Origin of the sequence: Streptomyces sp. NPDC091282, assembly GCF_044757385.1 — a bacterium.
Taxonomy (GTDB): domain Bacteria; phylum Actinomycetota; class Actinomycetes; order Streptomycetales; family Streptomycetaceae; genus Streptomyces; species Streptomyces gramineus.
In genome coordinates, this window is the sequence record NZ_JBIVUX010000003.1 from 24,997 (window position 1) to 51,445 (window position 26,449).

The 26,449-nt window shown below is 72.1% G+C and carries 23 protein-coding genes; 14 read left to right on the top strand and 9 right to left on the bottom strand.

Annotated elements, in window-relative coordinates; translation table 11 throughout:
- Positions 1-255: 255 nt before the first annotated feature.
- Positions 256-2,022, top strand: coding sequence for a lysine--tRNA ligase (lysS, locus tag ACIQOE_RS13840; protein ID WP_399013494.1), 1,767 nt, complete (start codon positions 256-258; stop codon positions 2,020-2,022).
- Between the two features lie 56 nt (positions 2,023-2,078).
- Here the strand turns inward: lysS and ACIQOE_RS13845 are convergent, their stop codons facing one another.
- From ACIQOE_RS13845 to ACIQOE_RS13855, 3 genes are all read right to left on the bottom strand, one after another.
- On the bottom strand, positions 2,079-3,392 hold the full coding sequence (locus tag ACIQOE_RS13845) for a DUF2637 domain-containing protein (RefSeq protein ID WP_401411618.1): 1,314 nt from the start codon (positions 3,390-3,392) through the stop codon (positions 2,079-2,081).
- Between the two features lie 99 nt (positions 3,393-3,491).
- Positions 3,492-4,430, bottom strand: coding sequence for a DUF3558 domain-containing protein (locus tag ACIQOE_RS13850; RefSeq protein WP_401411620.1), 939 nt, complete (start codon positions 4,428-4,430; stop codon positions 3,492-3,494).
- Between the two features lie 117 nt (positions 4,431-4,547).
- Positions 4,548-5,390, bottom strand: a complete 843-nt coding sequence (locus ACIQOE_RS13855) for a DUF3558 domain-containing protein (RefSeq protein WP_351328017.1) — start codon at positions 5,388-5,390, stop codon at positions 4,548-4,550.
- A 228-nt stretch (positions 5,391-5,618) separates the two neighbouring features.
- On the opposite strand from ACIQOE_RS13855, the gene ACIQOE_RS13860 reads away from it, so the two are divergent.
- Positions 5,619-6,812, top strand: coding sequence for an RtcB family protein (locus tag ACIQOE_RS13860; RefSeq protein ID WP_351328016.1), 1,194 nt, complete (start codon positions 5,619-5,621; stop codon positions 6,810-6,812).
- Here the strand turns inward: ACIQOE_RS13860 and ACIQOE_RS13865 are convergent.
- The 4 genes from ACIQOE_RS13865 to ACIQOE_RS13880 form a co-directional block, all read right to left on the bottom strand.
- Positions 6,793-7,641 (bottom strand): LAGLIDADG family homing endonuclease, encoded by an 849-nt coding sequence (locus tag ACIQOE_RS13865; RefSeq protein WP_401411623.1) that lies wholly within the window; start codon positions 7,639-7,641, stop codon positions 6,793-6,795. The two genes, ACIQOE_RS13860 and ACIQOE_RS13865, sit on opposite strands and share 20 nt — an antisense overlap.
- Before the next feature lie 141 nt (positions 7,642-7,782).
- The gene (locus ACIQOE_RS13870; RefSeq protein WP_351328012.1) at positions 7,783-7,950 is read right to left on the bottom strand and encodes a hypothetical protein; all 168 of its coding nucleotides are present in this window, start codon (positions 7,948-7,950) and stop codon (positions 7,783-7,785) included.
- Positions 7,950-8,708 (bottom strand): SDR family NAD(P)-dependent oxidoreductase, encoded by a 759-nt coding sequence (locus tag ACIQOE_RS13875; RefSeq protein WP_401411625.1) that lies wholly within the window; start codon positions 8,706-8,708, stop codon positions 7,950-7,952. The genes ACIQOE_RS13870 and ACIQOE_RS13875 overlap by 1 nt, the downstream gene beginning before the upstream one ends.
- A gap of 83 nt (positions 8,709-8,791) precedes the next feature.
- A complete protein-coding gene (locus ACIQOE_RS13880) occupies positions 8,792-9,124 on the bottom strand; it encodes a YnfA family protein (protein ID WP_362647615.1) in 333 nt (110 codons plus the stop codon).
- Positions 9,125-9,236: 112 nt separating this feature from the next.
- Between ACIQOE_RS13880 and ACIQOE_RS13885 the strand changes: the two genes are divergently transcribed.
- A complete protein-coding gene (locus ACIQOE_RS13885; protein WP_365555082.1) occupies positions 9,237-9,704 on the top strand; it encodes a hypothetical protein in 468 nt (155 codons plus the stop codon).
- Between the two features lie 28 nt (positions 9,705-9,732).
- Here the strand turns inward: ACIQOE_RS13885 and ACIQOE_RS13890 are convergent, their stop codons facing one another.
- Positions 9,733-10,752: a thaumatin family protein gene (locus ACIQOE_RS13890; protein ID WP_401411628.1), complete on the bottom strand. Its 1,020-nt coding sequence runs from the start codon at positions 10,750-10,752 to the stop codon at positions 9,733-9,735.
- 185 nt (positions 10,753-10,937) lie between these two features.
- Here ACIQOE_RS13890 and ACIQOE_RS13895 point away from each other — a divergent pair, with 185 nt between their 5' ends.
- The gene (locus ACIQOE_RS13895; RefSeq protein WP_401411630.1) at positions 10,938-12,926 is read left to right on the top strand and encodes a sigma-70 family RNA polymerase sigma factor; all 1,989 of its coding nucleotides are present in this window, start codon (positions 10,938-10,940) and stop codon (positions 12,924-12,926) included.
- A gap of 15 nt (positions 12,927-12,941) precedes the next feature.
- Here ACIQOE_RS13895 and ACIQOE_RS13900 read toward each other — a convergent pair whose 3' ends face one another.
- The gene (locus tag ACIQOE_RS13900; protein WP_401411632.1) at positions 12,942-13,757 is read right to left on the bottom strand and encodes a DUF6597 domain-containing transcriptional factor; all 816 of its coding nucleotides are present in this window, start codon (positions 13,755-13,757) and stop codon (positions 12,942-12,944) included.
- Positions 13,758-13,834: 77 nt separating this feature from the next.
- On the opposite strand from ACIQOE_RS13900, the gene ACIQOE_RS13905 reads away from it, so the two are divergent.
- From ACIQOE_RS13905 to ACIQOE_RS13950, 10 genes are all read left to right on the top strand, one after another.
- Positions 13,835-14,434: a TIGR03086 family metal-binding protein gene (locus ACIQOE_RS13905; protein ID WP_401411634.1), complete on the top strand. Its 600-nt coding sequence runs from the start codon at positions 13,835-13,837 to the stop codon at positions 14,432-14,434.
- Positions 14,435-14,528: 94 nt separating this feature from the next.
- Complete coding sequence (locus ACIQOE_RS13910) at positions 14,529-15,626, top strand: LLM class flavin-dependent oxidoreductase (protein ID WP_362647602.1); 1,098 nt, start codon at positions 14,529-14,531, stop codon at positions 15,624-15,626.
- Positions 15,623-16,210 carry an FMN reductase gene (locus ACIQOE_RS13915; RefSeq protein WP_351935009.1) on the top strand — a complete coding sequence of 196 codons (588 nt, stop codon included), beginning with the start codon at positions 15,623-15,625 and terminating at the stop codon, positions 16,208-16,210. Before ACIQOE_RS13910 ends, ACIQOE_RS13915 begins: the two co-directional genes overlap by 4 nt.
- A 135-nt stretch (positions 16,211-16,345) precedes the next feature.
- Positions 16,346-17,080 carry a response regulator transcription factor gene (locus ACIQOE_RS13920; RefSeq protein WP_351327996.1) on the top strand — a complete coding sequence of 245 codons (735 nt, stop codon included), beginning with the start codon at positions 16,346-16,348 and terminating at the stop codon, positions 17,078-17,080.
- On the top strand, positions 17,081-18,532 hold the full coding sequence (locus ACIQOE_RS13925; RefSeq protein WP_401411637.1) for an ATP-binding protein: 1,452 nt from the start codon (positions 17,081-17,083) through the stop codon (positions 18,530-18,532).
- Between the two features lie 184 nt (positions 18,533-18,716).
- On the top strand, positions 18,717-19,394 hold the full coding sequence (locus ACIQOE_RS13930) for a hypothetical protein (RefSeq protein ID WP_365570352.1): 678 nt from the start codon (positions 18,717-18,719) through the stop codon (positions 19,392-19,394).
- Positions 19,395-19,795: 401 nt separating this feature from the next.
- Positions 19,796-20,770: a phosphate ABC transporter permease subunit PstC gene (pstC, locus tag ACIQOE_RS13935; RefSeq protein ID WP_401411639.1), complete on the top strand. Its 975-nt coding sequence runs from the start codon at positions 19,796-19,798 to the stop codon at positions 20,768-20,770.
- 2 nt (positions 20,771-20,772) lie between these two features.
- Positions 20,773-22,140 carry a phosphate ABC transporter permease PstA gene (pstA, locus tag ACIQOE_RS13940; protein ID WP_401411641.1) on the top strand — a complete coding sequence of 456 codons (1,368 nt, stop codon included), beginning with the start codon at positions 20,773-20,775 and terminating at the stop codon, positions 22,138-22,140.
- A complete protein-coding gene (locus tag ACIQOE_RS13945; protein WP_401411643.1) occupies positions 22,140-23,828 on the top strand; it encodes a phosphate ABC transporter substrate-binding protein PstS in 1,689 nt (562 codons plus the stop codon). The genes pstA and ACIQOE_RS13945 overlap by 1 nt, the downstream gene beginning before the upstream one ends.
- On the top strand, positions 23,825-26,422 hold the full coding sequence (locus ACIQOE_RS13950; RefSeq protein ID WP_401411645.1) for a hypothetical protein: 2,598 nt from the start codon (positions 23,825-23,827) through the stop codon (positions 26,420-26,422). The genes ACIQOE_RS13945 and ACIQOE_RS13950 overlap by 4 nt, the downstream gene beginning before the upstream one ends.
- Positions 26,423-26,449: the final 27 nt, after the last annotated feature.

The following is a 26,449-nucleotide window of genomic DNA, read 5'->3' on the forward strand; positions in this document are numbered from 1 at the left end:
TTCTGACAGACGGATCCAGTATTTCACGGGGGGTAAAGGGGTTTTCGCGGCCACGGGCCCGGGGGAGGGGTGGCGCGTTGCCGGGCGCGGATGCGTCGTGGCCGGTCGCGCAGTTCCCCGCGTCCCTGAGCATGCGGCTGTGCCGCCTCTCAGGGGGCGCGCCGGTAACCCGTTTTCGTGGATTCGGGGTCGGCTGGGAGAATGGAGCGGTCAGCCGTGCGACCGTACCGGCTGTCCCGCGCCAGAAAGAAGGACGTGCCGATCGTGGCTCAGAGCACCGAGACCACCGACTGGGTCTCCCGTTTCGCGGATGAGGTCATCGAGGAGTCGGAGCGTCGGGCCCCGGGCGCGGTGACATCACTCGCTACCGCTCCGGTGGTCGTCGTCGCGTCGGGTCTGTCGCCGTCCGGCCCGATCCACCTCGGCAACCTGCGCGAGGTCATGACCCCGCACCTGGTCGCCGACGAGCTCCGGCGGCGCGGCCACCAGGTCCGGCACCTGATCTCCTGGGACGACTACGACCGCTACCGCAAGGTCCCGAACGGCGTCGCCGGGGTCGACGAGTCCTGGGCCGAGCACATCGGCAAGCCGCTCACCGCGGTGCCCGCCCCGCACGGCTCCGCCCACCCGAACTGGGCGGAGCACTTCAAGGCCGCGATGGTCGAGTCGCTGGCCGAGCTGGGCGTGGAGTTCGACGGGATCAGCCAGACCGCCCAGTACACCTCCGGGGTGTACCGGGAGCAGATCCTGCACGCGATGAAGCACCGCGGTGACATCGACGCCATCCTCGACCAGTACCGCACCAAGAAGGCCCCGGCGAAGAAGCAGCAGCAGAAGGCCGTCGACGAGGCCGAGCTGGAGGCCGCCGAGGGCTCGGGCGCGGCGAGCGAGGACGACGGTTCCGCGGGCTCCGCCGGGTACTTCCCGTACAAGCCGTACTGCGGCGGCTGCGGCAAGGACCTGACCACCGTCACCGCCTACGACGACGACACCACCGAGCTGACCTACGTCTGCACCGCGTGCGGCTTCACCGAGACCGTCCGGCTGAGCGAGTTCAACCGCGGCAAGCTGGTCTGGAAGGTCGACTGGCCGATGCGCTGGGCCTACGAGGGCGTCGTCTTCGAGCCGAGCGGCGTCGACCACTCGTCGCCGGGGTCGAGCTTCCAGGTGGGCGGCCAGATCGTCGGGATCTTCGGCGGCAAGCAGCCCATCGGTCCGATGTACGCGTTCGTCGGCATCAGCGGGATGGCGAAGATGTCGTCCTCGCGCGGTGGCGTGCCCACGCCCGCCGACGCGCTGAAGATCATGGAGCCGCAGCTGCTGCGCTGGCTCTACGCCCGCCGCCGCCCCAACCAGTCCTTCAAGATCGCCTTCGACCAGGAGATCCAGCGGCTCTACGACGAGTGGGACAAGCTGGACGCGAAGGTGGCCGAGGGCGCCGCGCTGCCCGCCGACGTCGCCGCGCACGCCCGTGCGGTGGGCACGGCCGCCGGTGAGCTGCCGCGGACCGCGCGGCCGCTGCCGTACCGGACGCTGGCGTCGGTCGCCGACATCACCGCCGGCCACGAGGACCAGGCGCTGCGCATCCTCAGCGAGCTGGACCCGGCCGACCCGCTGACGTCGGTGGACGAGGCCCGCCCGCGGTACGACAAGGCCGAGGCCTGGATCAACACCCAGGTACCGGCCGACCAGCGCACCATCGTGCGGGACGAGCCGGACGCCGAGCTGCTGAAGTCCCTCGACGAGGCGTCCCAGCAGTCGGTACGGCTGCTGCTCGACGGGCTCGCCGAGCACTGGTCGCTGGACGGGCTGACGCACCTCGTCTACGGCGTGCCCAAGGTGCAGGCCGGATTCTCCGCCGACGCCACGCCCAAGGAGCTGCCGGCCGAGATCAAGACGGCCCAGCGGACGTTCTTCGCGCTGCTCTACCACCTGCTGGTGGGCCGTGACACCGGCCCGCGGCTGCCCACGCTGCTGCTCGCCGTGGGGCAGGAGCGGGTGCGGGCGCTGCTCGGGGCGTAGGCCGACGCACGGAAGGGGCCCTCCGGTTCTCGGAGGGCCCCTTCCGCGTGCCAGGGTCAGGCGATGTGCTCGTCCGCCAGCTCCGCGTTGAGACGGTTGGAGAAGCGGGTCACCATGCGCTTGGACTCGGCCTCGTCGAGGGCGACGCCGTAGGTCGCCTCGACGTCGGCGATGAACCCGCGCGGGGTGGGAGCGCCGTTGCCGCCCTTTATCGACTCGCGGAAGACCAGGTAGTAGTCCTCCTCCGACGGAGCCCGGGGCTCCGGCGGGCCGCCGCCCTCGCCCAGCTCACGGGTGCGGCCCGGACCGGACGGGATGGGGAAGCTGCCGGTGGTCTCCGACGGAGACTCCTCGGGGAGGGGCCGCTGGTCCGGCAGGAACTGCTCCGGCGGGAACTGCTCCTGCAAGAACTGCTCCTGCGGGTACTGCTGCTGTTCCTGCGGATACGGCTGCTGCTGTGCGTACTGCTCCTGCTCGTACTGCTGCTGCTGTGCGAGCCAGGCCGCGTACCGAGGGTCGTACGTCGGGTCGTAGCCGCCCTGGTACTGGATCTGCTGCGGGTCTCTCGACTGGAGCCAGGGATTGGCCTCCGGGGCGGGCTGCGGCACCGCCTGCTCCGGCACCTCCTGCTGCCCGGCCCGGGGGGCGGGGACCAGCTCCGCCCGCTGCTCGCCGGCGGCCGCAGGGGCCGGCAGCCGCGCCGGGAGGTCGATGCCGGCCGCCGCCAGACCATCCGGGGCCGTGTCCGCCAGCGGCACGCCGTACTTGGCCAGCCGCAGCGGCATCAGCGACTCCACCGGGGCCTTGCGGCGCCACGCGCGGCCGAACCGGGAACGCAGTCTCGCCTGGTAGACGAGACGTTCCTGTTCCAGCTTGATGACCTGGTCGTAGGAGCGCAGCTCCCACAGCTTCATCCGGCGCCACAGCAGGAACGTCGGCACCGGCGAGAGCAGCCAGCGGGTGAGGCGGACGCCCTCCATGTGCTTGTCCGCCGTGATGTCCGCGATCCGGCCGATCGCGTGCCGGGCGGCCTCGACGGCGACCACGAACAGGATCGGGATCACCGCGTGCATGCCCACGCCCAGCGGGTCCGGCCAGGCCGCCGCGCCGTTGAAGGCGATCGTCGCGACGGTCAGCAGCCAGGCCGTCTGCCGCAGCAGCGGGAAGGGGATGCGGATCCAGGTCAGCAGCAGGTCCAGGGCGAGCAGGACGCAGATGCCCGCGTCGATGCCGATCGGGAACACATAGGCGAAGTTCCCGAAGCCCTTCTTGATGGCCAGCTCACGGACGGCCGCGTACGAGCCGGCGAAGCCGATCCCGGCGATGACCATCGCGCCGGTCACGACCACGCCGATGAGAACGCGGTGCATCCGAGTCAGCTGTATTGGCGCGGACACCCGTACTCCCCTCCCCTTGCATGTTGTTGCGCGCAACAGGGTGGCACATCAGTGCGGCCCGCGTGTGGCCGGTCAGTCCTTCTTGGCTGACGACTTGGAGGGCGAGGCACTCGCGGAGGGCGACTTGGAGGGCTTCTTCGACGGCGTCGCCGCAGGTGAACTCGGAGCGGGAGCAGCGCCGTTGGCCGTCGCGACCGAGACGGTCGCCTCCTTGGCGGCCTTCTCCGCGGACTTCGTGAGAGCGTCCGCGTCCGGCGTCTTCTCGCCGGCCAGACCCGCGCCGTTGTAGTCGAGGGTGACGACCACGTTCGCGGCCCGGACCACGACCGTCTGCTGCCGGAAGGCGCCTTCCTTCTTCTTCAGGTCGTAGTGCACGACGGTCGCCTGGTCACCGGTCGCCGCCACCGGCTCCGACTTGGTGTTCTTGGCGCCGGTCACCGACTGCGCGTCCTGCACCTGGCTCGCGTAGTACGCCTCGGCCTGCTTCTCGCCGGTGCCGCGGCTGGTGTCCGAGTCGAAGCGCAGGAAGGAGATGTTCAGCCAGCGGAACTGCGAGCCCTTGACGCCGTTGTTGTCCAGGCTGCTCCAGGAGCAGCTGCCCCGCGACGCCGTGTCGTCCGAAGAGCCCTTCTTGCCCGACTTCGCGCCCTTCGGTACGAGCGCGGTGAGCGTCTTCTTCGACAGCACCGCGCACGGCTCCGGCAGCTTCTGGTACTTCGCCGCCTGGACGGTCGGCGACGCCTCGGCCCCCGTGCCGTCCCCGGAGCCGGTCGGCGCGGCGGACGTGCCGGACCCGCCGCCCTTCTGCTGCGCGGTGTCACCGGAGCCGGAGCCGGAGCCGGAGCCGGAGTCCGAGGAGCAGGCCGCCGCGAACAGCGCAACGGCGGGGACGACGGCCGCGCAGACCAGGCCGCGGCGCAGGCGCCCGGCCCGTCGCTGTGCGTTCCGCTCGTCCCGGTCGCGCCGGCCGTCTTGCTGGACTGCTGCTCGCTGCATGGTTCCTTCACTCATACGTTCGGGGTTCCTGCCGTCGGATCGGGTCCGAGGGGCCACGGTACGCGGTGGGGGAGCCGTGCTGTTCCGGTTCGCGGGCATTGCGGGCGGGGTGCCCGGGGTGTGCCCGGACGCTCAGCTGTTGAGCGCCTCGGCCAGCTGCGCGGCCAGTTTCTGGGCCCTGTCCTGCAGTTCCTCGCTGTCCGGGACGGTCCCGGTGGCCATCGGCTGCTCCTCGTACTCGATGGTCACCACGACGTTGGACGTGCGGAACACCACAGTCACCGTGCGCTGTTCGGCCGTCGAGCCGGAGCCGCTGGTCTGGTCGTCGATGTACGCCTCGTCGCCGAGGTCGGTGAGGGCGCGGGGCTGGAGATCGGCCGGGGTGGTCGAGCCGGACGCCGAGGCGGAGGGGCTGCCGGAACCCGAGGGCGAGGTGGACGCGGTCGCGGAGGAGGAGGCCGACGCGGACGGGGTCCCGGACGCCGGTCCGGACGGCGACTGCGATTCGACGGGGCTCGCGGGCGCGGACTCCGGGATGTCGGCCGCCGACTCGCGCTGCGTGTAGATCGTCTGCGCCTCGTTGTCGTCGCTGACCGCGTTGTCGTACGAGACCACGCGCTCGAAGTCGACCGACAGCCGGTCGGTGGCGTCGGCGGACTCGACCTTCCAGCGGCAGCCGACCTTGCGGTCCGTGTCGTAGGTGAGCGCGGCCTGGCCCGCGTAGGCCTTGTCGCGCTGCTCGCCCTCGGGGATCTGGGCGATGCCCGGGAGCAGGGTGGCGAGGGTGTCCTGGCCGACCGCGCCGCAGGGCTCCGGGAGGGTGCGGTACTTGCCGGGCTGGGCGGCGACGGTGGAGGTGCCGGTGTCCGCGTTCTTGTCGCTGATGTCGTCGCCGCCGCTGGAACCGCTCGTGCAGCCGGCCAGCAGGGCCGCGAGGAGGGCGGCGGTGCCGGTTACGTATGCCTTCCGCTGCACGGGCAGGCTCCTTTCCGTTCACTGGGTCGCTCGGTCCTGCTCCGGTGTCCCCGCTGGTTAATCGCTTGCCGCAGCAGGGCGCCCCCTGGAGACAATGTGTACCGCACGCACTGCCGTGAACGCCGGTCCCGAGTCTGATTTCAGGGTCCTTGGCGACGCATTTGCGTTATGACTTCAATAGGGCATTTGTCCTTTTTATTCAATGGTTCGCGGGGGAATGAGGAAGCTATGTCGTACGTGGAGATACCGGGCGCGAAGGTGCCGATCCGGATGTGGACCGACCCGGCCGGCGTCGAGGAGGGCGCGCTCCAGCAGCTGCGCAACGTCGCGACCCTGCCGTGGATCAAGGGCCTCGCGGTCATGCCGGACGTCCACTACGGCAAGGGCGCCACGGTCGGGTCGGTCATCGCCATGCGGGGTGCCGTGTGCCCGGCGGCGGTCGGCGTCGACATCGGCTGCGGCATGTCGGCGGTGAGGACCTCGCTGACCGCCAACGACCTGCCGGGCGACCTGTCCCGCCTGCGCTCCAAGATCGAGCAGGCGATCCCGGTGGGCCGCGGCATGCACACGGACCCGGTCGAGCCGGCCGACTTCCACGGGCTGGCGACGGCCGGGTGGGGCGAGTTCTGGGGCCGGTTCGACGGCGTCGCGGACGCGGTCAAATTCCGCCAGGAACGGGCACATCAGCAGATGGGAACGCTCGGATCCGGCAATCACATGATCGAAGTCTGCCTTGACCAGTCGGACTCGGTCTGGCTCATGCTCCACTCCGGGTCCCGGAACATCGGCAAGGAACTCGCCGAGCACCACATCGGCGTGGCCCAGAAGCTCCCGCACAACCAGGGCCTGGTCGATCGTGATCTCGCCGTGTTCGTCTCGGACACTCCGCAGATGGCGGCGTACCGGAACGATCTCTACTGGGCTCAGGAGTACGCCAAGTACAACCGCATGCTCATGATGGCGCTGCTGAAGGACGTGATCCGCAAGGAGTTCAAGAAGGCGAAGCCCGTCTTCGAGTCGGAGATCTCGTGCCATCACAATTACGTGGCCGAAGAGCGGTACGAGGGTATGGACCTGCTCGTCACCCGGAAGGGGGCGATCCGGGCCGGCGCCGGTGAGTTCGGGATCATTCCGGGCTCGATGGGCACCAGCTCGTACATCGTGAAGGGGCTCGGGAACACGAAGGCCTTCAACTCCGCGTCCCACGGTGCCGGTCGGCGTATGAGCCGCAGTGCGGCAAAGCGCCGTTTCACGACCAGGGATCTGGAGGAGCAGACCCGCGGTGTGGAGTGCCGTAAGGACTCCGGAGTGGTCGACGAGATTCCGGGCGCCTACAAGAACATCGACCAGGTGATGGAGCAGCAGCGTGACCTCGTCGAGGTCGTGGCGAAGCTGAAGCAGTTCATTTGCGTGAAGGGCTGACCGGGGCGGGCATCGGGGTCCGGCCGGTGCGCAGGCGCCACCGGCGGATGCAGCAGCTCTTCTCGGTCCGTCCCAGTTCCGCGGCGGCTGTCGCGTCGTCGTCCAGGCGCAGCAGTACACGGTCCTCGTGTGCCGTCCAGCGGCGCCGGGCGGGCGCGACCCGCATGCCCGGCGGCCGGGTCCATGTGCGGAGCCCGTCGGCGGCGGCCTGTTTGCGCTCCAGGGACAGGCAGCCGTCGTAGTAGAGGTCGGCCGCCAGAAGCTGGGCGTTCTCCTTCGTGTAGAGAACGTTGTAGACGTCGTCGCGCGCATTGCGCTTGAGCGTGCGTTCCGATCCCGTCACCTTCCCCGCGTAGAAGCACAGGTAGGCGGCGACGGCCGTGCTGGCGGTCGTCAGCGAGACGAAGGGGAAGCCTTTGCTCGTGCGGCCCACGGAGCCGTCGGCGTCGACGACACCGCGCAGGTAGTCGCGGTGAGCGAACGCGACGGTCGGCGGGGCGACGGTCCTGGACTTGCTGCCGTACGGCAGACCGAGATCGTTCAGCGCGGTCCTGGCTTCGAGGGAGCACAGGGTCCAGACGGCCGACCGGTGGGCCTCGGAGAAGTTCGTGGCCCGGGTGCGCTCGGTGATGCTGCTGTAGTACGGGGTCAACTGCTGGAACCTGCGCAGGAGGCCGACGTCCTTGGCGTTGATCTCGACGGTCAGGCGTCCCTTCCTGCCCACGCCCTGGGCCAGGTGCCCGTCCGCCTGCAAGAACCCGAACATGTACGCGTACTCCGGGACCGTGAGGTCCATGAACCGCTGGGCGTCGGGCTCGCAGTCAGCCATGAGAAGGCTCCACGTCAGGGCCGGTCAGGCCCTCGGCGCGGGCTGCATGCCTGCCGAGGGCCGACGAGTTGATGGTGTGGTGCGAGCCTAGGTCGGTGTTCGGACGGAGTTCGGGTGATCGGCGACGTTCACCCGTTCGAGTCACTTCGCGTGGCGGACCGCGTAGATCATGACGAAGGCGAGGACGTGGATGCCGAAGAGGAAGTAGGCCAGGAAGTACCAGACCTGGCGTTCGTTCCTGGTCTCCTGGGCGAGGCGGGACTTCTCCAGGTGGTCTTCCAGTGCCCTCGCGGGATCGTCGTCCGGCATCACAGGTCCCGGTGGACCTTGGAGTTGGAGGCCTGGGCGCGGGGGCAGACCACCAGGAGGTCGATGTTGACGTGGCTGGGGCGGGTCACCGTCCAGGTGATCGCTTCCGCCACGTCGTCGGCCGTCAGGGGCTCGGCGACGCCCTGGTAGACCTTGGCCGCCTTCTCCGTGTCGCCGCCGAAGCGGGTCAGCGCGAACTCGTCCGTCTTGACCATGCCGGGAGCGATCTCGATGACACGGACCGGCCTGCCCACGATCTCCAGGCGCAGCGTCTCCGCGAGGACGTGGGCGCCGTGCTTGGCGGCGACGTAGCCGCCGCCGCCCTCGTAGGTGCCGTGGCCGGCGGTGGAGGAGACGACGACCACCGTGCCGTCGCCGCTCGCCTCCAGCGCGGGGAGCAGGGCCTGGGTGAGGTTGAGGGTGCCGATGACGTTCGTCTCGTACATCGTGCGCCAGTCGGCCGGGTCGCCGGTGGCCACCGGGTCCGCGCCGAGGGCCCCGCCGGCGTTGTTCACGAGGACGGCGACCTTCTTGAAGGCCGTCGCGAACTCGTCCACGGCCGCGCGGTCCGTCACGTCCAGCGGGTAGGCGGTCGCCTGGTGGCCCGCTTCGTTGATCTCCTTGGCCACCGCCTCGATGCGGTCCTCCCGGCGGGCGGTGAGGACCACGCGGTAGCCGGCCGCGGCGAGGCTGCGGGCGGTGGCGGCGCCGATGCCGCTGCTGGCGCCGGTGACGACCGCGATGGGGGAGGGGGCCATGGGTTGCTCCTCGGCGGGTTTCAGGTGCGGCTTGCTCCGCAGAGTCTAGGCGGCACGGCCGAGGCGGGACCGGGCGCCCGGTGTCAGCTCCGGGGCGCCCACATGATCAGCGCCATGCCCGCCAGGCACACCGCCGCGCCGGTCAGGTCCCAGCGGTCGGGGCGGTAGCCGTCCGCCACCGCGCCCCAGAGCAGCGAGCCCGCGACGAAGATGCCGCCGTACGCCGCGAGGATGCGGCCGAAGTGGGCGTCGGGCTGGAAGGTGGCGACGAAGCCGTAGGCGCCGAGGGAGAGGATGCCGCCGGCCACCCAGAGCCAGCCGCGGTGTTCGCGGACGCCCTGCCAGACCAGCCAGGCGCCGCCGATCTCGAAGAGCGCGGCGACGACGAAGAGCGCGGCGGAGCGGAGAATCAGCATGTGGGCAGCGTGTCACGTGGTCTGCGTGTCACCTGTTGGAGGGCGCCTGAGGAGCGGCCCGTGTGGCATACATCCGTGGGGATGCCGTAGACGGACGGATAGGACGGGTGTCATGGCGATGCGTCGGTGTGGACTCGCGGTGGCCGCTGTGGCGGCCCTCGCGCTCGGTGTCGGGACCGGTGGGACCGCGTGGGCCGGTGACGCCGACCTGGAGGTGCACGGGTCGGTGGTGATGAACGGGGACGTGGTGGTGGTCCGGGTGACCCCGCGCAATCTGGGCCCGGACATCGTCTCCGGTGCGACGGTGCGGCTGACGTGGTCGGCGGCGCTGGCGGACACGCAGCAGCTGCCGCCCGCCTGCGCGCGCTCCGGCGAGCGTGAGGTGGTGTGCGGCACCGGGCCGCTCGCCGTCGACCTGCCCGGCGAGCAGCTGGTGGTTCCGGTACGGCTGCGGGAGCGGCCGGCGGAGGTGACGCTGGAGGCCGACATGGCCTGGAGCGGCGGCGCGGTGGACCACGACCGGACGAACGACCGGCAGCGGGTGCTGGTGCTGGCGACCGGGGACCCGTACGCCTTCTGACCGGGCAGGGGTGACCGTCAGGCGGGCCCTAGGTGGTTCCGAAGGTCACCCGGTAGTAGCAGGCGCCCTTGCAGGCCATGGTCGCCGCGTCGTCGAAGGCGTACGAGTAGGCGTACGGCGCGGCCCGTTTGAAGACCTGGGTGTAGTCGACGGGCCACTTGGCGGGGACGCAGCGGTCGCGGCCGGCCCAGGCGCCGCGGCAGCAGTACGTGTCGCCGCCGAAGGCCGCGCACGGCGGCTTGCAGCCGGTCTCCCGGCCGCCGGAGTACGACCGCATGGCCTCGGGGCAGTCGATCTCCGTGGTGCAGGTGCCCCGGTAGCAGCCGGTGTCGCCGACCGGGTCGGTGGTCGTGGTGTGGGAGATGTTGATGTACATGGGCAGGTTGGCGCCGTCGACCATGCTGACGTCGTAGAAGTCCATGCCGGCGTACGCGTCGAAGGTGAACTCGCCGAGGGTGGTGGGCGGGTTGGGTCCGGTGCAGACGCTGGTGCAGTCGCCGGAGGCGCAGGGTCCGGCCGCGCTGCCGGTGCATCCGGTGCGGCCCCAGACGCGGCCGCCCCAGTCGCCTGCCACGTTCAGGGAGAAGGTCTGGCCGGGGGCGAGGCGGTGGCCCGCGGGGTAGGCGGCGGTGCCGGTGACGACCGCCCAGACCGGTTGCGCGGTGCGGTTGACGACCGTGATCAGCCGCCGGCCGGCCGGTACGGCCGCCGGGGCCTGCCGGTGCGGCGTGGCGGCGGGTTCGCGGGCGCTCGTGGCCCTGGGCGCGGCCGGCCGGGACGCGCTCGCGGTGGCGGACGGGGTCGGGGCCGGGGCCGGGGAGGTGCGGCGGCCGGGGGTCGGGGTGGGGGAGGCGGCCGGCGGTTCGGCGGAGGCGGCCGCGGCGGCCGGGCGGTCCGCCGTGCGCGCGGTGCCGGATGCGGGTGACGGGGTCCACGCGCCGTAGGTGATCAGTACGGTGGCGGCCGTCGCGAGCGCGGCGGCCGCGGCGGCGTACCACCGGCCGCGTCGCGCCGGTCTCGTGCGGTGTCTTCTGCGTCCTCGTGCCATCCCCGGGCCTCCCTCGGGCTGTGCCGGATGTGTGCCTGCCTCTCGGAGACCTCGTGCGCGGCGGCCGCACAACATAAATTGCGGATCCGAACAGGTTTCGACGTCGACCCGCCGGTTTTCTGTTGTCCCAGGGCGCCTCGGGGGGTCTCCGTTCCAAGAGCCGGATCCCTGCGCGGAGGAACCACATGATCGAGAACCACCGGAGGGGGCCCGCCCCCGGCCTGGTGACGGCCGCGTGCGCGGGTGACGGGCGGGCCCTGGAGCAGCTGGTGGCCCACTGTCTGCCGCTGGTCTACAACATCGTCGGCCGGGCCCTGAACGGTCACGCCGACGTCGACGACGTCGTACAGGAGACGCTGTTGCGCATGGTGCGCGGGCTGCCGAAGCTGCGGGATCCGTCGGCGCTGCGGTCCTGGCTGGTCGCGATCACGATCCGGCAGGTGCGCAGCCGGGAGGCGCTGCGGGCCACGGACCGGGACCGCAGGGCCCGCCTGGACGACGCGGAGGCGATCACCGATCCCGCGCTCGACTTCGCCGGTCTGACGATCCTGCGGCTGGGCCTGACCGAGCAGCGCAAGGAGATCGCCGAGGCGACCCGCTGGCTGGATCCGGACGACCAGGAGCTGCTGTCCCTGTGGTGGCTGGAGGAGACCGGCGAGCTGGAGCGCGCCGATCTGGCCGGTGCGCTGGGGCTGTCCGACCGGCATGCCGCCGTGCGGGTGCAGCGCATGAAGAAGCAGATGGAGGTCTCGCGCTGTGTGGTGCGGGGGCTGGGCGCCGGTCCGCGCTGTGCCCGGCTGGACGAGATCGCGGCGCCGTGGGACGGGGTGCCCAGTCCGCTGTGGCGCAAGCGGTTCGGCCGTCACATACGGGGCTGCGGGGAGTGCGCGGGCCTGGAGCGGGGGCTGCTGCCGATGGAGCGGCTGCTGAGCGGGCTGCCGCTGGTGGCGGTGCCGGCCGGCCTGGATCCGGCACGGCTGCTCGCCCAGGCTGCCGGTGCCTCGTCCGGGACTCCGGGATCCACGGGCACTCCGGGATCCACGGGCACTCCGGGATCCACGGGCACCCCGGGAACCTCCGGAACCACCGGCGCCCCCGGAACTCCTCGCGGGCGGCACGGGCGGCCGGGCCGGGGCGTCCGGCGGGCCGGGCGTGCGGTGAGCAGGCGCGTGGTGGTCGGCGGTGCGGCGGGTGTCGTGTTCGTCGTGGTGGCCGCGCTGGTCGCGGCCCGGCTGTCGGCGGGTCCGCAGGCCCCGGTGGCCCGGACGGCCGCGCCGCCGACGCCGGTGGCCGCAACCTCGCCGAGCCCGGTGCGCTCGCCCTCCGCGTCGGCCTCTCCGTCGCCCTCCCGGTCCTCGGCCGGGCCGAGCGCGTCGCCGAGCCGGTCCGCGCGGCCCACGCCGTCGCCGCACACCGCGGCCCCCGTGCAGGTCGCCTCCAGTGCCCGCAAGGGCGTCGGCGTGTGGTCGTTCGACGGGGTGAGCCAGGCGCTGGCCGCGAGCGGGGCGGGCTGGTACTACACGTGGAACACCGGGCATCAGGGCGTGACCACGCCGGGCCCGTCCTCCTTCGTGCCGATGATCTGGGGCGCCGCGTCCGTCACCGACGCCTCGCTGGCGCAGGCGCGGGCGGCGGGGCCGTATCTGCTGGGCTTCAACGAGCCCGACATGGCGCAGCAGTCGAACATGTCGGTCGACCAGGCGCTGGAGCTGTGGCCGCGGCTGATGGCGGCGGGCAAGGTGCTGGGCAGTCCCGCGGTGGCGTACGGCGCGGACACGGCCGGCGGCTGGCTGGACCGGTTCATGTCCGGGGCGCGGGCGAAGGGGTACCGGGTCGACTTCGTCACGCTGCACTGGTACGGCGGCGACTTCCGCACCCCGCAGGCCGTGCAGCAGCTGACCTCGTACCTGGCGGCGGTGTACGCGCGCTACCACAAGCCGATCTGGCTCACCGAGTACGCGCTGATCGACTTCTCGCAGGGGACGCGTTTCCCGTCGGCGCAGCAGCAGGCGGACTTCGTCACGGCGTCCACGAAGGCGCTGGACGGGCTGCCGTACCTCCAGCGGTACGCGTGGTTCGGGCTGGGCGCGGACCCCTCGAAGCCGAGCAGCGGGCTGTTCACGGACGGTACGACGGCCACGGCGGCGGGCCGTGCCTTCCGGGCGGCCCGCTGAGCGGGGCGGGCGGGCTCAGCGGCCGGCCGTGTAGGCGGTCGGGGGTACGCCGACCGTGGCCTTGAAGGCGCGGATCAGGTGGGCCTGGTCGGCGTAGCCGAGTTCGGCGGCCAGGGCGGCCCAGTCCACGTCTCCGTCCCGGCCCGCGCGTTCCAGTGCCTCGTGGATGCGGTGGCGCAGGACGGCCCACTTCGGGGTGATCCCGACGTACCCGGAGAACAGGCGTTGCAGGGCCCTGGCCGACATGCCCTGGCTGGCGGCGAAGGCGGTCACGCGGTGGACCGAGCGGTCGCGGCGGATGCGGTCGGCCAGGGCCATGGCGCGGTCGGCCTGGGGGTCGGGGACGGCGGCGAGGGAGAGCAGGAACGCGTCCAGCGCCGCCGCCCTGGCCGCGTCCCCGGCCGGGCCGACGATCGCGGCGGCGAGGTCGGCGGTGGCCCGCGGGAACACCTCGCCCGCGGGGAGCGCGCGGCCCGTCCAGTGCGAGACCGGGTGGTGCGGGGCGTACGGCCGGAAGCCGCCCGGCCGGAACTTCGCGCCGCACACCCGGCCGCGGCCGGTGAGGCGGCGGGCGTAGAGGCCGAGGGCGACGCCGGTGAGTTCGGCGTAGGGCGGCCCTTCGTCCTCGTCCCACTGGAAGGTGAGGTTGACGGACGGGTGCGGGACCACGTGGGAGACGTAGGGCTCGGGCAGGTCCCAGTCGATGAACCAGTACGTCTCGACGTACCGGCGCAGCGGCTCGGCGGGCCGGTGGCGGCGGAACCGCACGCGGGACAGCAGTCCGGCGGGGTCGACGATGCCGCGGGTGTCGTGGACGGGTGCGGCGGCCATGCCCGGATCGTACGTTCCGGGGCGGGCGTCGCGTTTGTTCAAGAGGGGCGCGGGTGCGGGTTCGTACGGTCGTGGGCATGGAGACGAACACGGGCAGTGCGCGGGAGTACGGCATCGGTGAGCTGCTGGGCAGGGCGGTGGACGGGGTCCTGCCGGTGGTGCGGGGGGTCCCGGACGGGGCGCTCGCGGATCCGACGCCCTGTGCCGAGTACGACGTGAAGGACCTGGTCAATCACCTGTTCCACGTGGTCGTGGAGTTCCGGAAGCTGGCCGCGAAGGGGTCGGTGGACTTCACCGTGACGCCGGACCGGGTCGGGGACGGCGCGGACTGGCGGGAGCGGTTCGCCGGGGCGGCGCGGGAGCTGGCGGCGGCCTGGTCGGCGCCCGGGGCGGAGGCGGGGACGGCGGGGACGATGGACATGCCGGCGCGGACCCTGGGGGCGATGGCGCTGCTGGACCTGGCCGTGCACGGGTGGGAGCTGGCGCGGGCCACCGGGCAGCCGGAGCCGCCCGCGGACGCGGCGGTGGTCGCGGAGCTGGCGGGGCAGGTCGCGGGGATGGCGCCGACGGCACGGGCGATGGGGATGTTCGGGGAGCCGGTGCCGGTGCCGGCGGGGGCACCGGAGTTCGAGCGGCTGCTCGGGCTGACCGGGCGGGATCCGGCCTGGAAGGCGTAGGGCCCGGGGCGGCGGAGGTGCCGGGAATAGCGGCGGGCGGGGTCTCGTTCTGCAGGTATAGTTGAACCGTCAACAACCTGGAGGGTGAGCGAGCATGCAGTTCGGGATCTTCACCGTCGGCGATGTCACGCCGGACCCCACCACGGGCCGGACGCCGAGCGAGCGGGAGCGCATCAAGGCGATGGTCGCGATCGCGCTGAAGGCCGAGGAGGTCGGCCTGGACGTCTTCGCGACCGGCGAGCACCACAACCCGCCGTTCGTCCCGTCGTCGCCGACCACCATGCTCGGCTACGTCGCCGCGCGCACGGAGAAGCTGATCCTCTCCACCTCCACCACCCTGATCACCACCAGCGACCCGGTGAAGATCGCCGAGGACTTCGCGATGCTCCAGCACCTGGCCGACGGCCGGGTGGACCTGATGATGGGCCGCGGCAACACCGGACCGGTCTATCCCTGGTTCGGCCAGGACATCCGGCAGGGCATCAACCTCGCCATCGAGAACTACGCCCTGCTGCACCGGCTGTGGCGCGAGGACGTCGTCGACTGGGAGGGCAAGTTCCGCACCCCGCTGCAGGGCTTCACCTCCACCCCGAGGCCGCTGGACGGGATCGCCCCGTTCGTCTGGCACGGCTCGATCCGCTCGCCGGAGATAGCCGAGCAGGCCGCCTACTACGGCGACGGCTTCTTCCACAACAACATCTTCTGGCCCGCCGACCACACCAAGCGGATGGTCGAGCTGTACCGGGCCCGGTACGCCCACTACGGGCACGGCACGCCCGAGCAGGCGATCGTCGGCCTCGGCGGCCAGGTGTTCATGCGGCACAACTCGCAGGACGCGGTGCGTGAGTTCCGGCCCTACTTCGACAACGCGCCGGTCTACGGCCACGGGCCCTCCCTGGAGGACTTCACCGACCAGACCCCGCTGACCGTCGGCACGCCCGAGCAGGTCATCGAGAAGACGCTGGCCTTCCGGGAGTACGCCGGTGACTACCAGCGCCAGCTGTTCCTGGTCGACCACGCGGGCCTGCCGCTGAAGACCGTCCTGGAGCAGATCGACATGCTCGGCGAGGAGGTCGTACCGGTGCTCCGCAAGGAGTTCGCGAACGGCCGTCCGGCCGACGTCCCGGAGGCGCCGACCCACGCGTCGCTGCTGGCCGCCGCCGCGGCGGAGAAGAAGGAGGTACAGGCATGAAGCTCGTCGTCGTCTCGGCGGGACTGAGCGTGCCCTCGTCCACCCGGCTGCTGGCCGACCGGCTGGCCGCCGCGGTGGGCCGGGAGGCCGCCGGCACCGAGATCGAGGTGGTCGAGCTGCGCGACCTCGCGGTCGAGATCGCCCACAACTTCACCAACGGCTTCCCCGGCCGCCGGCTCGCCGCCGCGCTGGAGGCGGTGACCGCGGCGGACGGCGTCATCGCGGTCACGCCGGTGTTCACGGCGTCCTACAGCGGTCTGTTCAAGTCGTTCTTCGACGTCCTGGACCAGGAGGCGCTGGCCGGCAAGCCGGTGCTGATCGCGGCGACCGGCGGCACGGCCCGGCACTCGCTGGTGCTGGACCACGCGCTGCGGCCGCTCTTCGCCTACCTGCGGGCGGTGGTCGTACCGACCGGCGTCTACGCGGCCTCGGAGGACTGGGGCGCGGAGGGCCTGGAGAGCCGCGTCGAACGCGCCGCGGGCGAGCTGGCGGCGCTGATGACGGGGCTCGGCGGCACCAGGCGGGAGGCTCCGCCCGAGGTGGTGCCCTTCGAGGAGCAGCTGGCGCGGCTGGCGGCGAGCTGACCGGCCCGGGGCGGGCACCGGCGACAGCCGCGCCCCGGCGCCCGTTGCCTCCGTGACGGTGAGAGCCCGGTAAAAAGGGTGATCGTAGGCCCGCTCACCCCGGCCCCGGCCCCGCGGCCTTGGCAGACTGGATCCGTGCCCCAGACTGTGCTGCTCGCCGAAGACGACCGCGCCATCCGCCACGCCCTGGAGCGGGCCCTCTCCCTGGAGGGTTATGAGGTGACGGCGGTCGCGGACGGAGTGGAAGCCCTGGCGCACGCCCACCGCGTGCGGCCCGACGTCCTGGTCCTCGACGTGATGATGCCCGGCATCGACGGCCTCCAGGTCTGCCGGGTGCTGCGCGCCGAGGGCGACCGCACCCCCATCCTCATGCTGACCGCGCTGGTCGAGACCGCCGACCGGATCGCGGGACTGGACGCCGGCGCCGACGACTACGTGGTCAAGCCCTTCGACGTCGAAGAGGTCTTCGCACGGCTGCGGGCCCTGCTGCGCCGCACCTCACCGGTGACCACCGGCGGCGGCCAGGGCGGCGCCGTCGCCGACTCCGGCCGGGAACCGCAGATCTCCGACCGGCAGGTCGAGGCGGCCGGCCTGCGCATGGACCTCCAGGCCCGCCGCGCCTGGCGGGGCGGGCGCGAGCTGGAACTGACCCGCACCGAGTTCGAGCTCCTGGAACTGCTCGCCCGCAACGCCGGGATCGTCCTGGACCACTCCACGATCTACGACCGGATCTGGGGCTACGACTTCGGCCCCGGCTCCAAGAACCTCGCCGTCTACGTCGGCTACCTGCGCCGCAAGCTCGACGAGCCGGGCGCCCCGCAGCTGATCCACACCGTCCGGGGCGTGGGTTACGTGCTGCGGGAGGACTGAGTGAGCCGTCTGCGGCGGCTCGGGCGGGCGCTGGTCAGGCGCCGGCCCCGGCTCGTCTCCCTGCGCACCACCTTCGTCCTCTCCTTCGCGGCCATCACCGCCGCCGTCACCGTCGTGGTCGGCATCCTGTCGTACAACGCGGCCGCACGGCTGGTCCGCGTCGACGAGCAGTCGGTGTTCACGCAGGTCGTCTCCGACGTCCAGGACGAGGTCAAGCAGGACCGGATGGTGCCGGAGGACTTCTTCTCCTCCTCCCGGCCCGGACACGACCTGGTCCGGCCGGTCCGCACCGACGTCCAGGTGCTCGGCGCGCGCGGCGAGGTCGTCGACCACGGCAGCCCGGCGCTCCCCGTCACCGACGCGGACCGGGCGGCCGCCATGGCCCGGGGCGCCGGGACGACGGCCCAGCACAAGGACGTCCGGGTCGGCGACGACCTGTTCCGGATCGCCACCGTGGCCCTCGGCGACGGCCGCGGCGCGGTGCAGGTGGCGCAGGAGTTCAGCGACACGGAGGACCTGCTGCAGGCCCTCCAGCAGCGGACGCTGGCCCTCATGGCGGCGGTGGTGGTGGCCGCGGGACTGTTCGGCTGGTGGCTGGCCCGCCGGATCACCCGCCGGCTGGTGATCCTCACCTCGGCCGCGGAGGGCGTGGCCCGCACCCGGCAGCTCGGCATCCAGGTCCCGGTGACCGGCCTCGACGAGGTGGGCCGGCTGGGCCGGGCCTTCGACCGCATGCTGGGCCGCCTCGCCCAGTCCGAGGAGGACCAGCGGCGCCTGGTCCAGGACGCAGGCCACGAACTGCGCACCCCGCTGACCTCGCTGCGCACCAACATCTCCCTGCTCCGCCGGATCGACGAGCTGCCGCCCGACACCCGCGACGAACTCGTGGCGGACCTCGGCCAGGAGGCGCGCGAGCTGACCGACCTGGTCAACGAGCTGGTCGACCTCGCCGCCGGGCAGTCCGACATGGAGCCGCCGCAGCGCGTGGACCTGGCCGACATCGCGGAGGACGTCGCCGGGCTGGCCCGCCGCCGCACCGGCCGCGAGATCCTGCTGCGGGCCGCCGGTGACACCACCACCGACGGGCGTCCCGGCATGCTCCAGCGCGCCGTGTCCAACCTGGTGGAGAACGCGGCCAAGTTCGACCGGGGCGGCCGGGGGCCCATCGAGATCAGCGTCACCGGGCCCGCCCGGCCGGGCACGGTCCGCGTCGAGGTCCTCGACCGCGGCCCCGGTATCGCCGAGGGCGACCTGATCCGGATCTTCGACCGCTTCTACCGCGCCGCCGACGCCCGCTCCCTCCCCGGCTCCGGCCTCGGCCTCTCCATCGTCCGCGAGGTGGCGATGGCCCACGGCGGCGCCCCCTTCGCCTTCCGCCGGGCGGGCGGCGGCGCGGTGATCGGCTTCACGGTGGGCGGGGGACTGGCCGGGGGCCGGGTGGAGCGGGCCTGAGCCGTGTACGCGGGACTGCGGGCCGGTCGTGGCGTGGTGCCCGCGCGTCACAGTTCCGTGCCGGGACCGAGGTGAGCCTTGTTCACCTTCGCCGGCCCGTGCCTAGGGTGATCATCGCGGCGGCGGATCTCGACCGGGTCCGGACTCCGCCGCGTCGATCAACGCACGGGGGAGCGTCTTCGTCATGGGGGAACGATCTGTCATGCCCCGGCGGGTGCCGGCCCGGCCGCTCGCCGCGGTGCTGGCCGCCGTCGGGATCACGGCCGGGGTACTGGTGGGCGGGCCGGGGCTGGAGTCGGTGCCGGGGTGCGGGATGTCGGGCGACCCGTATCCGTCGCAGACCGCGAGGGACTGGGTGACGTACGCCGATCACGTCGTCGTCGCAGGACCGACCGGGGAGCGGGAGACCGGGCGGCGGACCTACGCCAAGGGGCCGGTCGCGTACGCGATGGACCGGCGGGTGACCTTCCGGGTCGACAGCCGGCTGTGGTCCCGGGCCTCGCCCCGGCACGCGATCGGATCCGGCTTCGACATGGTCGCGCCGGGCTGGCAGGTCTACCGGTCCAGCGGCTCCCGGGTGGCGCAGACGGCCACGGACGCGCCCCGGCTGGAGATCGGCCACACCTATCTGCTCGCCCTGAGATGGCACGAGGGCGGCTGGGTCGTCCTCGGCGAGGGCGGGTCCGTGCCCTTCGACGACCACACCGGTGACCGGGGCGAATGGTGCGGGCGGGTGTTGGGCGAGCAGGACGTCGCGGAGGGGGAGCGGTTCTCCCGGCATGACGACCACAGTCTGGAGAAGGCGCTTCTCGGCCAGGACGAGGACGCCGTCAAGCGCGCCCTCGCGGCCGCCCGCGACTGAACCGGACCGTCGTCCAACTCCCCGTCCGCGACTGCAACTTCACTGCGGCTTCACCCGGTCGCAGCCTCGGCGCCCACGCCTCGGCCGCCCCGCATGCCCCGCGCACCCGCTCACAGGCGCCTTCGCCCCCGGCCGTCCTTGTCTTCGCACCCGCACACCGTCCGGCGGGGAGCGCCCCCGGCGGCCCATTCGTGTGTACACGCCCACAACTTCCCCACTCAAAAGGCATGAACAGTTCACCTTTCCTCCACATGTGACGCGCTGGTGCGCAAGGAACCGGCCATTGACTCTGTCCGCGCGGCACCCCGCTTCGGGGCCGTGCGGGGAGAATCGTTTCGTATAGGGGGGACACAGTGGTGTCCACACTCGAGGGTTCCGCCGGGGCGGAATCCGAAAGACCCGTGCCCAGGCGGCTTACCGCCGCCCGGGGGCTCGGGGACCGGATGTTCCGGTACCAGTTGACGGCCACGGGCGGCGTCGTCCTCGCCATCATGGCCGCGGTGGGCTTGTTCCTGCTGCTCAGGGCCGGACAGGCGCTGCGGGCGAGAGGCGTCTGGGCATTCCTGACGACCGCCCAGTGGCAGCCGGACGTCCACCGGTTCGGCATCGCGGCCGTGCTCACCGGCACGCTGCTCATCGCCGCCGTCGCCGTCACCATCAGCGTGCCGCTGGCCATCGGGACCGCCCTGTTCATCTCGGACGTGGCACCCCGGCCCCTGCGCCGCACGCTGGTCACGATGGTGGACCTGATGGCCGCCGTCCCGTCCGTGGTCTACGGCCTGTGGGGGCTGTTCTTCCTCCAGCAGCACGTGATCGGGCTGTCCCGCTGGCTGTCGGACTGGTTCGGGTGGATCCCGTTCCTGCACGTCGACGGCGTCCGGCCCGGCGAACCCCTGGCCTCCCAGAGCGTCTACACCGCCTCCACCTTCGTCGCCGGGATCGTCGTCGCCCTGATGGTCGCGCCGATCCAGTGCTCGGTGATGCGCGAGGTGTTCGCCCAGGCCCCGGCCGGTGAACGCGAGGGCGCCTACGCGCTCGGCGCCACCCGCTGGGGCATGATCCGCTCGGTCGTCCTGCCGTACGGCATGGGCGGGATCATCGGCGGCACCATGCTGGGCCTGGGCCGCGCGCTCGGCGAGACCATCGCCGTCTACCTGATCATCTCCCCGGTCTTCGTGATCCAGCCGCACATCCTGCAGACCGGCTCGAACTCGGTCTCCTCCCTCATCGCCCTGCACTACGGCGATGCCTCCACCTTCGGCATGTCGGCGCTGATGGCCGCCGGCCTGGCGCTGTTCCTGCTCACCCTGGCGGTCAACTTCACCGCCTCCTCGATCGTGGCGCGGTCACGGTCCGGCGCGCAGAGCGAGGCCTGACGATGACCGTCGTAGACCTGGAGAAGAACACCCCGCGGGACGCCGCCCCGGTCGTCCCCGCGAACGGCACCGCGGTCGCGGCCGCGGACGGCCCGGCCGCCGGACTCCCCGACGTGCCGCGCCGGATCGGCGGGTTCACCCGCTCCGGGGTGCTGTCGCTGCTCGGCGCCGCCGCCTCCGGGCTGTGCACCGCGATCCTGCTCTTCGGCGAACTCGCCCCGTTCTCGGGAGCCTTGGGATTCTTCGTCACCGCGTACCTTTCATTCCTCGGTATCTACGCGGTGCTGACAGGCCTTGACGAGGACGCGCAGGCGGTACGGGACCGGGTGATGACCGTCGTCCTGTGGACCGCGGGCGGCCTGATGTTCCTCGCGCTCACGATGGTCGTCGGCTTCACCGCCTGGCGCGGCCGGGAGGCCCTGCCGCACGGCAACTTCTTCACCCAGGACATGCAGGCGGCCGGCCCGCTCGACCCGCTGACCCACGGCGGCATCGCGCACGCCATGCTCGGCACGCTCATCATGATCACCATCGCGCTGACGATCACGGTCCCACTGGGCCTGGCCTGCGCGGTGTACCTCAACCAGATCCGCGGCCGCTTCTCCCGGTTCGTCCGGACGATCGTCGAGGCGATGACCGCGCTGCCGTCGATCGTGGCCGGCCTGATGGTCTACGCGGTCTGGATCCTCGGCCTCGGCATGCAGAAGTCCGGTCTGGCGGCGGGCTTCGCGATCAGCGTGATGATGCTGCCGATCGTGATCCGCGCCGCGGACGTGGTGCTGCGCCTGGTGCCGGGCACGCTGACGGAGGCCTCCGAGGCGCTCGGCGCCCCGCGCTGGCGGACGGTCTGGCACGTGGTCCTGCCGACGGCCCGCTCGGGCCTGGCCACCGCCGTCATCCTCGGCACGGCCCGCGGCATCGGCGAGACCTCGCCGGTCCTGCTGACCGCGGGCTTCACGGCGGCGCTCAACGCCGACCCGACGAGCGGCCCGATGGTCTCCCTCCCGCTCGCCGTCTTCAACTTCGTCAAGTCGCCCGAACCGGCCATGATCGCCCGCGGTTTCGGCTCGGCGGCGGTCCTGATGGCCCTGGTCCTGGTCCTCTTCGCGATCGCCCGGGTGATCGGCGGACGCGGCCCCGGCCACCAGAACAAGCGGCAGGCGAAGCGCGCGGCACGGGCCTCCCGCCGGGACGCCACCCGCTTCACCGAAGCGCAGACGCCTGGGCTGGACCTGTTCGAGAACGGTCCCGGCCCTGACACCGGCAAGGCCGACCCACCCAGGGGCGCGGGGAACTGCGCGACCAGCCACGACGCATCCGCACCCACCAACGGCGAAGAGCCCCCGTCCTCCGCAGGAGACGCGCACTGATGTCCAGCCCTGTCATCAACACCCTGAGACGGCTGGGCATCCTCGCCGCGCTGCTCAGCATCCTGACCCCGCTCACCGTCATCGGCCTCACGCAGAGCGCGTCCGCCGACAGCTACACCCCCATCTCCGGCGCCGGCTCCACCTGGGCCGAGAACGCCGTCGACGAATGGCGCCGCGCCGTCAACCAGTACGGCATGCGGATCAGCTACGCCGGCACCGGTTCGTCGGACGGCCGCCGCCAGTTCCTCTCCGGCACCGTCGACTTCGCCGTCTCGGACATCCCGTTCCAGACGAACCCCACCGACGGCAGCGCGGCCGAGCGCCCGGCGTCCGGGTCCTACGCCTACATGCCGATCACGGCCGGCGGCACCGTCTTCATGTACCACCTCACTGTCAACGGCAAGCGGGTCACCAACCTCCGCCTCTCCGGCGACGTCGTCACCAAGATCTTCACCGGGGTCATCAAGACCTGGGACGACCCGGTGATCAAGGCCGACAACCCCGGCCTCCAGCTGCCGCACCGCACCATCGTCCCGGTGGTCCGCTCGGACGGCTCCGGCTCCACCGCCCAGTTCACGATGTGGATGGCGAACCAGCACAAGGCGCTGTGGAACGCGTACTGCGCGAAGGTCGGCCGGTCCGGCTCCTGCGGCCAGACCTCGTACTACCCCACCGTCTCCGGCATGATCGCCCAGTCCGGCGACCTCGGTGTCGCCGGGTACGTCGCCCAGAACTACGGCGAGGGCGCGATCGGGTACGTCAACTACTCGTACGCCATCAACGCCCGGTATCCCGTCGCCAAGGTCCTGAACCACGCCGGTTACTACACCGAGCCGACCCCCTCGAACGTGGCGGTCTCGCTGCTCAAGGCGAAGATCAACACCAACAAGAGCTCGGCGGACTACCTCACCCAGCAGCTCGACGGCGTCTACAACGACACCGACAAGCGCAACTACCCGCTGTCCAGCTACTCGTACATGATCCTGCCGCTCAAGGTGCAGGGCACCTTCACCGAGGACAAGGGCAAGACACTCGGCGCGTTCTCGTACTACTTCATGTGCCAGGGACAGCAGCAGGCCCCGAAGCTCGGCTACTCGCCGCTCCCGATCAACCTCGTGCAGGCGGGCTTCGACCAGATCCGCCGGATCCCGGGCGTGGAGACGCAGAACATCAACATCAAGAACTGCAACAACCCGACCTTCACCGCCGGCGGTCAGAACAAGCTCGCCCAGACGGCGCCCTACCCCGCGGCCTGTGACAAGAAGGGTGCCGCGCCCTGCACCACGGGCACCGGCGGCACCAAGTCCGGCTCGGGCAGCGGCGGTTCCTCCTCCGGTGGCTCCACCGGCTCCGGCGGCGCGACCGGCACCGGCTCCGACGGCGGCGGCTCCGCGGGCGGCAGCAGCGCCACGCCCTCCGTCGACCCCGACACCGGCCAGACCGTCTCACCGGACGGAACCGGCACCGGCTCCGACGGCACCTCCGCCGCCGGTGGTACGGCCGCGGGCGGCACCGTCGCCCTGGCCCAGCCCGTCGCCGTGGCCACCGGGCACGGCTGGACCGCCACCCAGACGCTGATGCTGCTGGCCGCGGTCTTGGTCTTCGGCCTGCTGCTGCTGCCGTCGCTGGTGTCCCGGCTGGTCGGCGACAAGAGCGGCGACCGCTCCGACGAGGGGAGCACGCGGTGAGACGCGCTCGCATACGCAACGCGCTGGTACGGCTCCTCGCGGGCGCCACGGTCGGCGCCCTCGCCGGACTCGCGGTCGCCCAGACCGCTCCCACCGCCACCGCGGCCACCGGCTCCGCCGTAACGGTCGCCGGGCGCGGCGAGTTCAAGGACATGAAGTTCACGGTCTCCCAGACCACCCACCTCACCAGCCAGGCCATCTCGGTGAGCTGGTCGGGCGGCGCGCCGACCACCTTCGCGGGCTCGCAGTTCGACACCGGTTTCGTGCAGATCATGCAGTGCTGGGGCGACGACGACGGCACGGTCCCGGTCAACCCCGGCCCGTCACGCACCCAGTGCCAGTTCGGTGCCTCCCCGACCACCAACCGCGGTGGCTGGCCGGGCAACGGCCAGGACGACACCCGGCAGATCTTCTACAGCGCCGACCCGACCAACTACGGCCAGGACGACCGGTACGGCGCCACCAACCCCAACGCCCCCGGCGAGGTCCCCTTCAAGTCGGTGGACGGCACCACGATCACCAGGAACACCCAGAACAACCCCCTCTTCAACTACAACACCACCAACGAGGTCGACTTCGCCCGCACCAGTGCCGACGGCACCGGCCAGGAGTACTTCGAGGTCCAGACCGCCAACGAGGCGCCGCACCTCGGCTGCGGGGTCCCGGTCACCACCGACGGAGTCACCCGGCCGCGCTCCTGCTGGCTGGTGATCGTCCCGCAGGGCAGCCTCGACCTGGACGGCAAGCCGTACGCGGACAAGAGCCACGTCAACGCGGGCTCCCCGGTCTCCTCGACCAACTGGAAGAACCGCGTCGCCGTCAAGCTGGACTTCAACAGCGTGGGCACCAACTGCGCCCTCGGCTCCGACGAGCGCCCGACCACGGGCAGCGAGCTGGCGGCCGACGCGATGACCAGCTGGCAGGCCAAGCTCTGCACGGAGGGCAAGGTCTACAGCTACACCGAGTACGGCGAGCCCAACACCCGGGCCCGGCTCATCTCGGACGGCTCCAGCGGCCTCGCCTTCACCACCCGCAGGCTCGGTGCCGACCCGGGCACCAGCGCGCCGTCGGACCCGACGACCTACGCGCCGGTCGCGCTGAGCGGGGCCGTCATCGGGTTCACGATCGAACGCAGACCCAAGTCCACGGCGCCACAGAGCGTGCAGAGACTCGCCGGCACCAAAGTCGAGTCGATCAAGCTCAACCCGCGCCTGCTGGCCAAGCTGCTGACCGAGTCGTACCGCAACTCCACCTGGGGATCGGTGCTCGACAGCGGGGTGGCCAAGGGGTACGGCTGGGCGAAGAACAACCCGGCGGGACTCGCCTCCGACCCGGAGTTCATCTCCCTGAACCCCGAGTTCGCCAACCTCTCGGTCGCCGAGACGCCGGCCACCGACACCGACCTCATGACCTCGCTGGGCCACACCGACACCGCCCGCGCGCTCTGGCAGTGGATCGTCGCCGACAAGGACGCCCGGCAGTTCCTCGCCGGGGTGCCCGACGCCGACGGGATGCGGATCAACCCGTACTACAGCACCAACGCGGACCTGAACCCGTCCGGCGCCGCCTTCGACCCGTCGAACACCGACGAGTACCCGAAGAACGACCCCTGGTGCACCGTCCCGCCCGGCTCCGGCGCCCCCGACGACGACAAGCAGTGCATGACCGACTTCCACCCCTACGTGGACGACATGCACGCCGGTGCCCTGCACACCCGGCGCGCGGACACCCTCTGGAAGTCCAGCTGGGACCCGCTGGCCACCCCGCCGGCGTACAAGAGCGTCGGTCCGCAGACGGTCGGATCGCGCTTCGTGATCACGGTGACGGACGTGGCCTCCGCCGCCCGCTACGGGCTGCAGACCGCCGAACTGGAGAACAGCGCGGGCGCGTTCGTCGCCCCGACGGAGGCGAGCCTGACCGCGGCCGCCGCGACCGCCGCCGGCTCCGGCGTCGCCGAGATCACTCCGGCGAACGCCACGGCGAAGGGCGCCTATCCGCTGGCCCAGCTGGTCTACGCGGCGGTCCGTCCCGGCAAGGTGACCAAGGCCGACCGTCAGGACTACGCCGCCCTCCTGCGGTTCGCGGCGGCCACCGGACAGGCCTCCGGCTCCGACCCGGGCAAGCTGCCCCTCGGCTACGCCCCGCTCTCCCGGAAGCTGCGCGCCCAGACCGTCAAGGCGGCCGACGCGCTGATCCACTACACCGGCCCGAGCCCCGCCGACCACGGCTCGGCCGACGGCGGCGGCACCGACACCTCCGGTGGCGGCGCGACCGGCTCCACCGGGGACACCGGAGGCGCGGGCGCCGTCGGCGGCACCGGCCCTGCCGGGGGAGCGGGCAGCAGCGCCTCGCCGAGCCCGTCGGCGTCGTTCGACGGCGGCAGGGCGCTGGAGACCACCGCGGCCGGCAACACCCCCGCCGACCCCGCGAACCCGCTGCGCTACGCCGTACCGGTCGGAGCCGCGCTCGGGGCGGTCGCCGGAGCGGGGGCGCCGTTCGCCGGCGGGCGCCGGCTGTCGGTGGCCTCCGTGACCGCGGCCGTACGTCGGCTGCGGGTCCGCCGTGGCTGGTCGCGCGGTTCCCCGCGCCCCTGAGGGGGCGCTTCCACAGACGGCCGTCCG